Annotated in this window: 9 protein-coding genes and 1 pseudogene; all 10 read right to left on the bottom strand. The window is 67.9% G+C overall.

Features of this window, described 5'->3' with window-relative positions:
* Positions 1-9: 9 nt before the first annotated feature.
* A complete protein-coding gene (locus N0A20_RS02720; protein ID WP_260582495.1) occupies positions 10-951 on the bottom strand; it encodes an efflux RND transporter periplasmic adaptor subunit in 942 nt (313 codons plus the stop codon).
* Between the two features lie 2 nt (positions 952-953).
* Positions 954-2,195: a TolC family protein gene (locus N0A20_RS02715; RefSeq protein WP_260582494.1), complete on the bottom strand. Its 1,242-nt coding sequence runs from the start codon at positions 2,193-2,195 to the stop codon at positions 954-956.
* Positions 2,196-2,265: 70 nt separating this feature from the next.
* Complete coding sequence (locus N0A20_RS02710) at positions 2,266-2,586, bottom strand: hypothetical protein (RefSeq protein WP_260582493.1); 321 nt, start codon at positions 2,584-2,586, stop codon at positions 2,266-2,268.
* A gap of 126 nt (positions 2,587-2,712) precedes the next feature.
* Positions 2,713-3,378 carry a TetR/AcrR family transcriptional regulator gene (locus N0A20_RS02705; RefSeq protein WP_409574718.1) on the bottom strand — a complete coding sequence of 222 codons (666 nt, stop codon included), beginning with the start codon at positions 3,376-3,378 and terminating at the stop codon, positions 2,713-2,715.
* Positions 3,379-3,445: 67 nt separating this feature from the next.
* The gene (locus tag N0A20_RS19975; RefSeq protein ID WP_409574717.1) at positions 3,446-3,874 is read right to left on the bottom strand and encodes an AMP-binding enzyme; all 429 of its coding nucleotides are present in this window, start codon (positions 3,872-3,874) and stop codon (positions 3,446-3,448) included.
* Positions 3,780-5,033, bottom strand: a complete 1,254-nt coding sequence (locus tag N0A20_RS19970) for an AMP-binding protein (protein WP_409574716.1) — start codon at positions 5,031-5,033, stop codon at positions 3,780-3,782. The genes N0A20_RS19975 and N0A20_RS19970 overlap by 95 nt, the downstream gene beginning before the upstream one ends.
* On the bottom strand, positions 5,030-5,995 hold the full coding sequence (locus N0A20_RS02695) for a carboxylesterase family protein (RefSeq protein WP_260582492.1): 966 nt from the start codon (positions 5,993-5,995) through the stop codon (positions 5,030-5,032). Before N0A20_RS02695 ends, N0A20_RS19970 begins: the two co-directional genes overlap by 4 nt.
* A 97-nt stretch (positions 5,996-6,092) precedes the next feature.
* Positions 6,093-7,877 (bottom strand): annotated as a pseudogene (locus tag N0A20_RS02690) (MFS transporter); the annotation flags it as partial.
* A 70-nt stretch (positions 7,878-7,947) separates the two neighbouring features.
* Positions 7,948-10,200 carry a TonB-dependent receptor gene (locus N0A20_RS02685; RefSeq protein ID WP_260582491.1) on the bottom strand — a complete coding sequence of 751 codons (2,253 nt, stop codon included), beginning with the start codon at positions 10,198-10,200 and terminating at the stop codon, positions 7,948-7,950.
* 275 nt (positions 10,201-10,475) lie between these two features.
* On the bottom strand, positions 10,476-10,796 hold the full coding sequence (locus N0A20_RS02680; protein WP_260582490.1) for a hypothetical protein: 321 nt from the start codon (positions 10,794-10,796) through the stop codon (positions 10,476-10,478).
* Positions 10,797-10,802 lie beyond the last annotated feature (6 nt).

Here is a 10,802-nt window from a genome sequence, read left to right as displayed (position 1 = left end):
TCCTCCCGCTCAATGGTCGTGGCTCGCGCCCGACTTTTCGATGTCGGCGCGGACGAGGAAGCTGCCCTTGGTCACATAGCGCGTGCCGGGCTCGAGGCCGGAGAGGATCTCGGTCCACTCGCCCGCCGCGCGGCCGACGCGGACCGGCTGCGCGATATAGAGATCGCCCCGGTTGACGAAGACGGCGCTGCCGCCCGCATAGGGCTGGATCGCCTCGCTTCGCACCGCGAGCGGCACCTCGAACGCGTTCACCGTCACCCGGCCGCGCAGCGCCATGCCGGGGCGCAGCGCGCCGCTGCGGTTGGGGATCGCGGCGCGGACCAGCGCCGTGCCCGCCGCGCTGTTTCCTTCGGGGAGATAGTCGCCGAGCGCCGCGGTGCCGATCACGGTGCCGTCTTGCGTCAGCACCTCGGCCTTCATGCCGGGACGGATGGTCGCAAGGTCGCGTGGGAAGATGTTGAACACCACCGTCGTCGCGGCGGGATTGGTCAGCACATAGAGCGCGCGGTCGCCGGTGACGTCGCCGGGGTTGGCATTGCGCTCGGCGACGATGCCGCCGGTGCTCGCATGGACCGGATAGATTTGCAGGCTCTCGCTCGATTCGATCCGCGCCAGCAGCTCGCCGCGCCGCACGCTGTCGCCGACGCCTTTGGTCACGGCGACGACGCGGCCCGGGAATTGCCCCCGGATTTCGGAACGTGCCGACGGGTCGAGCTCGACCGTGCCGAACAGCTCGCGCGTCTCGCCGATGCGCGCGGGGCCGGCAGTCGCAATCTCGATGCCGCCCGCGCGCGCTGCCTCGGCGCCGATGCGGGTCCGGCCTTCGCCGCCCTTTTCTTCGTCGCCATGCTCCTCCGCCTTCTGCGTGGGGGCTTCGGCGCCGCCGCCGCAGGCGGCGAGGGGAAGGGTCAGGATCAGCGCGGCCACGGCCGCGCGAACGGGGAAATCCATCGTCATTTCTGTGTCTCCGCAAAGGAAGCCGCGTCGAAGCGGCCGGTCAGGCGGTCGATTTCGGATTGGGCGTCGCGGTATCGCGTCATCGCCTCGGTCCATTGAGCCTGGATCGCGATGATCGCGTCGGCGGCGTCCTGCACGTCGCTGAAACGGAAGCCGCCGCGATTATAGCCCTCGCGCACCTGCGACAGCGTCTTCACCGCCTTGGGATAGACCTGCTCCATGATGCCCTCGGCGCGGACGCGGGCCGCATCGGCGTCGGCGCGCAGCGACGCGAGCCGGCTGCAGCCGCGCGAGGCGGTTCGCCTCCGACTGGAACTCGACCCGCTGCGGCGCTCGGCCTGCGCGCGCTCGATATTGCCCTGGTTGCGGTCGAAACGGCCGAGCGGGATTGACACCCCTGCGACCACCGCGACATCGTTCGTCTCGCGCAGGAAGCGCGCGCCCCCGCTGACGCTATAGTCCGGCACGGCCCGCGACTGTTCGACGACGACCCCGGCGCGGGCGCGGTCGATCGCCGCGTCGAGCACCGCGCCGTCGGCCTCGGCGAGCGGCGGCGCGCCGGGATCGGGCTTTTCGATGCCTTCGTCGATCACCAGCCCGGCGCCGCTGCCGCCCCAATAGGAGGCGAGCAGCGCGGTCGCGGCATCGAGTTTCGCCGTCGCTTCCTTGACCGCCAGCTCGGCCTCGACAATCCGCGCCTCGGCGCGCGTCTCGACGAACAGCGGGTCCTTGTAGCCGCGGACGCGGCGCACCGCCTCCTTCTGCATCTCGCGTTCGAGCCGCAGCCGCTCCTCGGCGATCCAGACGAGCTGGTCGGCGATCTGCGCGTCGATGAAGGCGCGCTGTACCTCGCGGGCGAGGTCGAGCCGCGCGACGCGCGCCTGCGCTTCGGCCAGCGCGACGCCGCTCGCCGCATGGGCGATGCGCGCGTCGCGCTTGCCGCCGCGCTCGATCGGCTGTTCGTAGCTGACCGTCACTTCGGACCGGCCGAAGGGGCCATAGGCGCCCGATCCGGCGAAATTCTCCGCCTCGACCGACAGCGTCGGGTTGGGGCGCACGCGCGCCTGCGTCTTTTCGGCGCGGGCGGCGTCGACGCCGGCCCCGCTTGCTTGCAGGTCGGGCGAGAACGCGATCGCGCGCTCGACCGCCTGCGCCAGCGTCAATGGCTCGGCCCACGCAGGCTGCGCCATCGACAGCGCAGCCCCGGCCAACAGGGCAGCGCGCATTCGGAATGTCATGGAATAAACTCCTGAACCAGTCACGTCGGGCGCGGGCGCACGGAGGCACCCACGCGGGCAGTGCGGCGGTTCAGGCCAGCGGCGGGTCGAGCAACGGCGGCGGAGCGCGCGAAGTCAGGCGCGAGACAATGGCCGCGAACTGCGGTTCACGCACCGCTGCGGTCGCGGCATCGCCAGCCGCTTGCCGCAAGTCGGGCGCAACCGGGCAATGATGATGGCCGCCGTGGGCGGCTTTCGACGCCGGTTCCGGCTCATCGCCGTCGCCATGATCGACGACCAGATGAAAAGCATTTTCGTCGCCGGCGGCATGCGCCGAAGCCGACTCGGCCACATGCATGCTGCAAATCAGCACGCTTAGGACGACCAAAAATCGCAGTATCGCTCCGGCCATGCCGCCTCCTATCAGCGATCGGCGTCGGTCGATAGGCTCAAGTTCGACCCGCTTGCCGAAGCGTCCGGCAAATTTTCCCGGCGCCGGCGGCGCGGCGCCACACGCAACATGCCGGGCCCGGTCTTCCTAGATGACGGGATTGGCGCAGATCTGCAGGAAACCCGCCGCCATGAACGAGGCCATGCGCGCCTTGATCGCCTCGAAATCCTCCGATCTGCACATGCCGCCCGACAATTTGTCGATGCGCCCGGTGCGCGCGAGGGTGACCATCAGTGCGCCGGTGACGAAGTGATAGCCCCAGAAAATGTCGCGCTCGGCGCAATCGGGCAGCGCCTTTTTCAGAAGGTCGATCAACCGCAGCACGACCGGATCAAAATGGCTGTCCATCAGATCGGCACCCCATTCGGGGGTGTTCGCGACGAGGGCGCCCAGCGCGCCATAATTCTTCCATCCCTCGCCGCCGTGGATGTAAAGGTCGAGGTCGGTGTCGAGAAAAGCGTGGAGCGCGCCCTCGACCGTCGGCCTGCCGCCCGCGGCCTTCTCATAATCGTCGAGCGCCTTCATCCGCCGCTCGCTGGTCACCACCGCGCGGCGCGCGAAGACCGCGTCGAACAGGCTTTTCTTGTCTTCGAAATAATAGTTGAGCAAAGTGTGGTGGACACCCACGCGCTTCGCGACATCCTTCAGCGTGACCCCATGCAGCCCGTGCTTCGAGAAAAGGTATTCGGCCTCGTCGAGAATCTGTTCCATCGTCTCGGCGCGCTGTTCGGCCTTGGTCGATCGCCGCCGCACTTTCGCCTGCTCTGTCACTGATCCCGATTCCGATCCCTGTTCCCCGGCGTCCCGCGCCGCCGCCCGCTCAACCCGCTCCATGTTCGTTCCGCAAGCGAATCTTATCTATTTTTCCTGTCGGCGCCAGCGGCATGGCGTCGAGCCGCACCACCGCATCGGGGATCCACCAGGGCGCGACGCGGCCCGCGAGCGGCGCAAGCAACTCATCATCGCCGATCGCCTCGCCCTCTCGCATCTCGACGAGCAGCACCGGACGCTCGCCCCATTTGGCATCCTGACGGCCGATTACCGCGGCAAGCGTCACCTGCGGCAACGCGCCAATCACCGCCTCGATCTCCGCCGGGTTGATCCACTCGCCGCCCGACTTGATCAGATCCTTGGCGCGGCCCGTGATGATCAGGTTACCCCTGGCGTCGATCCGCGCGAGGTCGCCGGTCGGGAACCAGCCCTCGGCATCGGTCGCGGGCTCGGTCTCGCCGAAATAGCGGCCGACCACCGACGCGCCGCGAACATGAAGATGCCCCTCGCCGCCGCGCTGCTCGGCAAGCGGGATGCCGCCCGCATCGGTCAGCCGCAGATCGACGCCGATCGCCGCGGCAGCCCGACACCGCGGCGCTGCGCTGCGGATCGCCGGGCGGCGCGATCACGCCGAGCGGCGACAATTCGGTCATCCCCCAGCTCGTCTGGACGGTGACGCCGAGCCGTTTTTCGATCCGCTCCATTAGCGCGGGCGCCATCGGCGCGCCGCCGACGATGATGCGTTCGAGCGAGGGCAAAGCGCCGCCCGATGCTTCGAGATGCTCGACGAGCCCGAGCCACACCGTCGGCACGCCGACCCCGATGGTGACGCCCTCGGCGGCGATCAGCCGCGCGAGGCTGGCGCCGTCGGCGTGACGCCCCGGCAGCACCAGCTTGCCGCCGACCGCGGGCAGCGCGAAGGGCAGCCCCCAGGCGTTGGCGTGGAACATCGGCACCACCGCGAGCACCGCGTCGCGGCTGGTGAAGGCCATGACGTCGGCCTGCAGACTGCGCAGCGTGTGGAGGAAGCTGCCGCGGTGCGTATAGGTCACCCCCTTTGGCGCGCCCGTGGTGCCCGAGGTGAAACAGAGGCCGGCGGGCGCGGTTTCGGGAAAATCGCCCCAGACCGCGCCGCCGGGCGCGTCGGCGATCAGGGTTTCGAGATCGACCGCTGCCATGCCCGCCGCATCGCCCTCGCCCGCCGCTCCGTCGATCAGCAGCAGCCGCTCGATCCCCGTCGCACGCTCGGCGATCAGTTTCGCCAGCGGCAGCAGGTCGGCGCTGGCGACGAGCATCTTCGCGCCCGAGCGCACCGCCATCGAGGCAAGCTGCGGCCCGGTCAGGCGCGGATTGAGCGTGTGGCACACAGCCCCCATGCCCATCACCGCATACCAGAGCTCGACATGCGCCGTGCTGTTCCAAGCCAAAGTCGCGACGCGGTCACCCTGCCCGATGCCGAAACCGGCGAGCAGCGACGAGATGGCGAGGCTGCGGCTCCGAAGCGCGGCATAGGTGGTGCGGCCGATGCTGCCGTCGTCGCGCGCCGTCGCCACTTCGGCCTCGCCGTGCCAGCGCGCAGCATGGTCGAGGAAGCGGTTCAGCGTCAGCGGATAGTCCTGCATGCTGCCGTCGATCATGGGCAATCGGGGCCCTTGGCCAGCACCGGCGACACGATTCCGGTGTTCCAGTTCCACGGCAGGTTGCCCGCCGCGCGGCGGCGGCACATCGCCGCCTCGTGCAGGGCATACATGCCCGGCATCAGCCGCACGCCCGGACGCGGGATGTCGGCGAAGGCGAGGAAGGCCGCGTCTGCACCATAGGGCCGCCATTCCGCCTGCCCCGCCGCCTCGGGTCTTCCGGTGCGCGCGAAAGACACCCAATAGTCGCCCATCGCGGCCGCGAAACGGCGTTCGGCAACATTGTCCGGGATTTTCGGCCAATAGGGCGGCGTATCGGCCGCGGTGCCGAAGACGAAGGGAATTTCGGCGGCATGAAAGCCATGCAGCCCCGCTTCGCTCGCCGCCGGATAGCCGTGATCGAACAGATAGAGATAGGCGCTCTGGCCAAGCGCCGTCTGCTTGACCGCCAGCCGTTCGGAGGTCCAGCCGTACATCGCGTCGCGCGGCGCCGCGAGTACCGCTTCGCCGAGGTCCTTTGCGGGATAGAGCTTCAGCCAGGCGTCGGCGAGATCGCCGTACCGCTCGCGGATCGCCGCTTCATAGGCCGCGGCGCTGCCGGGCGGCGGCGGCGCGAGGATGCGCAGCGAGCGGATCTCGCCGATATTGAACCCCGCGAGCACCGGCACCGGCGCTTGTTCGCCGCGGTCAAAACTGTCGACGAGCTGACGCGGCAATATCTTGCCGTCGACCGTGCCCCACGGGAAATAGCCCGCCTTCAGCGCGCCCTCGGTCAGCGCCGTCGCGTCCATCGCGCGCAGCGCGGCGATGTCGGTGGCGCCGAGCGCGGCGGCGACGCTGGTCCCCATGGTTTCGGCGGGAATTTCGCCATGATGCGCTTCGCGCAGAGACGGGGTCGAGATCATATAGGCGCTCTGTGCGATCGCCTTGTGGAACAGGCCGCGCGCCCGGGGCGCGGTCATCAGATACAGGACGCTCAGCGCGCCGGCGGACTCGCTCGACGATCGTGACATTGCCCGGGTCGCCGCCGAAAGCCGCGATATTCGCCTTCACCCATTCGAGCGCCGCGATCTGGTCGAGCAGACCGTAATTGCCCGACACCCCGTCGGGCGATTCCTTGCTGAGCTCGGGGTGCGCCAGATAGCCGAGCGCGCCGAGCCGGTAATTGATCGACACGACGATCGCGCCGCGCGCCGCGAGCTTCGACCCGTCGTACATCGCCTCATGGCCATAGCCGTTGAGCAGCGCGCCGCCGTGTATCCACACGATCACCGGGGCGCCCTCGGCTTTTTCGGGCGCCCAGATGTTGAGCGTCAGGCAGTCCTCCGACATTTTGGCGGGCGGGTTGGTGTAGATGCCGATCGCGGTCGGACGCGGCTGGATACAGGCCGCGCCGAAACTCTGCGCCTTGCGCACGCCCTCCCAGGCGGGCAGCGCCACGGGGGCTTTCCAGCGCAGCGGCCCGACCGGGGCCTCGGCATAGGGAATGCCCTTGAACAGCCGGATCTTGCCGGCCAACTTGCCCTCGACCGCGCCCGCCGGGGCCTCGACCACTGGCGGTGCGGCGAACGCAGGCGCCGCCATCGCCAACCCTGTCGCCAGCAGGGTGCCAACGATCCTCTTCATGCCCGTACCTCCTGCCGGCTGGAGCAACCGCGCGAGCCACAGGAACAGCCCGATCGCGATCGCATAGAAGGGCGTCAGCGTGTAGAGTGCCGTTTGCAGCCCATGGGCGTCGCCCCGCGCCTGGAACCAGTCGCTCGCGAAACCGACCCACGTCGGCCCAAGTCCCAGCCCGATAAAATTCATGATGAGCAAAAGCAGCGCGCCCGACAGCACGCGCTGGTTCGGTTTCACTTCCTCCTGCACCAGCGCGACCGCGGCCGAGAGGTAGAAATAGTTGAACACCATCACGACCGTCAGCAGCGCGAGTGCCAGCGGCCAGCCGGGCGCCCAGACGAAGGCGAGGTAGAAAGGCATCGCCACCGCGAGCGACAGCGCCGGAGCGATCGCATATCCGGTACGCGACTTGCGCACCATGCGGTCGATCACCCGGCCCGACACGATCATCCCGCCGCCCATGCCGATCAGCAGCACCAGCGCGTACCAGACCGCCACGTCGCCCAGCAGCATGCCCTTCTCGCGCATCAGGAAAAGCACCGCGAAATTGCCGAGACCATAGGTCACGAACTGCGCCGCGCCGCCGCCCAGCGCCGCAAGCATCAGCACCGGGTGCGACAGGAACATGCGGACCGTCGGCCAGAAGGTCGCCTTTCCGGCATCGGCCAGCCCCGCGATGTCGGTGGCGCCGCGTGCGGGTTCGCGCACCGTCAGCCAGACGAGCAGCGCCGTGACGACGCCCAGCGCCCCCACCGCGACGAAGGGAAGGCGCCAGCCGAACCGCTCGGCGATCGCCGCGCCGAACGCCACCCCCGCCGCAGCGCCGATCGCCGGCCCCAGATTGTAGATGCCGAGCGCCGCGGCGCGCTTGCCCGGCGGATACGTGTCGGTGATGATCGCATAGGAAGGCGGAACGCCCCCCGCCTCCCCGAAGCCGACGACCATCCGCGCGATCGCAAGCTGGGTATAAGTCGCCGCCATGCCGCACGCGATGGTCGCGCCGCTCCAGACTGCACAGGCGAGCGACAGCACGCCGACCCGGCTCGTCCGGTCGGCGAACCAGCCGACCGGGATCGCGATGAAGCAATAGAACATCGCGAAATAGAGCCCACTGATCAGCCCGAGCTGGCCGTCGCTGATCTGCAGCGCGTCCTGGATCGGCTTCGCCAGGATCGACAGCAGCTGCCGGTCGAGGAAGTTCAGCACATAGACGAAGCAGAGCATCCCCAGCACGAAGCCGGGCCGCGTGGTCAGCCGCGTGGCGGCGGGGGAGAGCGTGCCTAGCCGCCATGGCTTAGAGGCTGTAGCCGAAGCGGACGCCGAAGGTGCGCGGCCGCATCGTGCCGAAACGGCTGACCAGAAAGGCCTCGGGATGGATGTAGGTGATCGAATGATTGTCGAAGAGGTTCTCGACATAGAATTGCGCCGACAGGTCGCCCTTCTTGAGGCCCAGGCTCATGTTGACGTTGCTGTAGGCGTCGGTCTTGCCAAAGGTCGCAAGCGGCACGTTGGGCAGCCCCGGTGTATTGGGAAAGCTGCTGTTGTACGACCCGATATGCTGCGCGTTGACCGCCAGCATCGCGTCGACATCCTCCGCCAGGCGGAAATTATAGGTCATATAGGCCGAGCCCTGAATGCGCGGCGCCGATAGCCGGTGCCCGAGCACCGCACCCGAAATCGCCGCCTCGGCGGGCGACAGCTTGGTGATCTTGGAATCGTTGTAGGCACCGTTGAAGCCGATCGACACCCCGGTCGCGGGAATGACGTTAACCTCGAACTCGAAGCCCTTGCTGCGCGCGGCGCCGATGTTGGTCGCGAACTGCACCGAATCCGACACGCGGTTCGCCTGCGCCTGGATATTGCTCCAGTCGATCAGATAGAAGGCGGTGTTGATCGACACGCGCCCGCCGAGCCAGCGGCCCTTCGCGCCGACCTCATAGCTTTCGAGCCGGTCGGACGTCGCGCCGAACGGGATGATGATGTCGTTGGGATCGACAAGGCTCGGCGCCCCCGCGCGCGCATTGACGATCGGCGCGCGGAAACCGGTCGAGAAGGTCGCATAGGTGGTGAGGCTGTCGCTCGGCTTGAAGGTCGCGCTCGCCTTCCACGACGGCTTCGACCCCTTCGCCTTGACGCCGGTCGCCGCCGCATAGGGGGTGAAGGTGTCGAAATTCGCAGGCAGGCCGAGCAGTGCATAGTCGTAATAGTTGAAGCCGAAGGCGGTCGCGAGGTAGCCCCCCGCCTCGGTGAAGCCTTGTGCCGACGTCTCGCCATAGCGCATCCCGCCGGTCAGCCAGAAATTGTCCGAAAAACGATAGGTCAGCTCGCCGAAGCCCGCGAGTTCCTCGCTGATGAAATGCGTATATTGTTTCTGGAAATATTTGTCGGGCAGCCCGGTCAGCCCGCGCGCCGCGAGAAAAGCGAGGTTCGAGCGATAGAAATAATCGACGTCGCGGCGACGATGGAGATAGAAACCGCCCAGCACGAACTGGAACGGCCCATCGAGCGTCGAGGCGAGCCGCGTTTCCTGGACGAACACCTTGTCATAGGCGTCGGCGTCGAGGCCGAAGGCGATCGGCGCCCCCGGAAAGGAGCCCGGCGCAAAGGTGCCGGCGAGATCGACATAGAAACGCTGGTCGAAGTCCGAATAGGTCGACGAGCTGGTGAGCTTCGCGAAATCGAACTCATAGTCGATCGTCGCGTTGGTGATCGCCTGCTTGCCGGTGAAGCGGTCGGGTTCGTCCGACACGCGCTTGTTGCGGCCGAGCGAGGGCGCGGTCAGCGAGCTGTCCTTGGGATTGCTGTATTCGTAGCTGCCGAGCAGCTTGATCGACAGCCGGTCGGTCGGACGCCACAACAGCACCAGCCGCCCGCCGTAATCGATCAGCGTGTTGGAGTTGTGGACACCCGTCCCGACATTGTCGAGATAGCCCTCCTCGTCGCGGTAGAAGCCGACCGCACGCACCGCGAGCCGGTCCTCGACCAGCGGCACATTGACCATCGCATTGTAACGCTGGCGAAAGCTGTCCGACCCGGTCAGCCCGAAATCGACAAGCGCGGCGGTGTCGAAATCATCGAGGTCGGGGCTCTTCTGCAAGATGCGCATCGCGCCCGACAGCGAACCCGACCCGAACAGGGTCCCCTGCGGCCCGCGCAGAAATTCGACGCGCTCGACGTCGAAGAGATTGGGGTCGACGACGGTGGTGTTGCCGATCGTCGAGACCGGCAGCTCGTCGATATAGATGGCGACCGAGCTTTGCAGGTTCGCGTTGTAACCGTTGGTCGCGATGCCGCGGGCGGTGAAATTGTTGAAATTCGCGGTCGGCTTGTTGAGCACGACCCCCGGCGTCTCGCGCCCGATGCCTTCATAGCCGACGATGCCCTTTTCGGTCAGCTCCTCCTGCGAATAGGCCGAGATGCTGAGCGGGACGTCCTGGATGCGCTCTTCGCGGCGGGTCGCGGTAACGATGATCGAGCCGTCGTCGGTATTGTCCTCGGCCTGCGGCGCGGTGTCGGCGGCGTCCTGCGCGGCGGCGTCCGCCGGCATAGCAAACAGCGCGCCCGCGCAAACGGACGCAAACAACATTGCCCTCATGATGCCTCTCCCATGTAGCGCCGCTCGAATGGCGGCATGGCCATTTCATGCCAGCGGTCCGCAGGCGAGTCAATATTCACTCTCTTGTGTGTGAATATTTTAAACGGCGCCTGGGCGAGCTACGACGGTCCGGCGAGCGAAGAGCATTGCCGCGGACGGGAGGGTGATTTGCAGACCCGAACGGGCGATGGCCACGGCAGTTCCGCGCGCAGCCACCGCCTGCCGGATTATTGTTGCGGCGCTTCGACAGCCGGCTCGGGATCGGCGGGCGCCGGTTGCTCGGCGGCCTGCTGGTCGGCCGGGGCGTCCGCATCGGCCGCCGCCGGAGCGGTGTCGGGGGCCGGAGCCGCCGGCTGCGCATCGGCACTGGGGGCGGCGGGCGCTTCCGCCGGAGCTTCGGTCGCCGGCTGCTGCTCCTCGGCGGGAGCGTCCTGCGGGGCGGGTGCGGCCGGGGCCGAAGCCTCGGCCGGGGCGTCCTGGGCATGGGCCTGAGCCATCAGGCCGAAGGCGGTCAGGGCGGTAAGGAAGAGTCTGTGATTGCGACGCATATGGTT

Origin of the sequence: Sphingopyxis sp. PET50 (assembly GCF_025244705.1) — a bacterium.
Classification (GTDB): Bacteria; Pseudomonadota; Alphaproteobacteria; order Sphingomonadales; family Sphingomonadaceae; genus Sphingopyxis.
Note: the sequence above shows the minus strand (reverse complement) of the source record. Positions and strands in the feature narration are given on the sequence as shown.

Excerpts from the sequence above, each read along its gene's own strand:
- N0A20_RS02720 (WP_260582495.1), bottom strand. The coding sequence starts at position 951 with ATGGATTTCCCCGTTCGCGCGGCCGTGGCCGCGCTGATCCTGACCCTT.
- N0A20_RS02715 (WP_260582494.1), bottom strand. The coding sequence starts at position 2,195 with ATGACATTCCGAATGCGCGCTGCCCTGTTGGCCGGGGCTGCGCTGTCG.
- N0A20_RS02710 (WP_260582493.1), bottom strand. The coding sequence starts at position 2,586 with ATGGCCGGAGCGATACTGCGATTTTTGGTCGTCCTAAGCGTGCTGATT.
- N0A20_RS19970 (WP_409574716.1), bottom strand. The coding sequence starts at position 5,033 with ATGATCGACGGCAGCATGCAGGACTATCCGCTGACGCTGAACCGCTTC.
- N0A20_RS02695 (WP_260582492.1), bottom strand. The coding sequence starts at position 5,995 with ATGACCGCGCCCCGGGCGCGCGGCCTGTTCCACAAGGCGATCGCACAG.
- N0A20_RS02685 (WP_260582491.1), bottom strand. The coding sequence starts at position 10,200 with ATGCCGGCGGACGCCGCCGCGCAGGACGCCGCCGACACCGCGCCGCAG.
- N0A20_RS02680 (WP_260582490.1), bottom strand. The coding sequence starts at position 10,796 with ATGCGTCGCAATCACAGACTCTTCCTTACCGCCCTGACCGCCTTCGGC.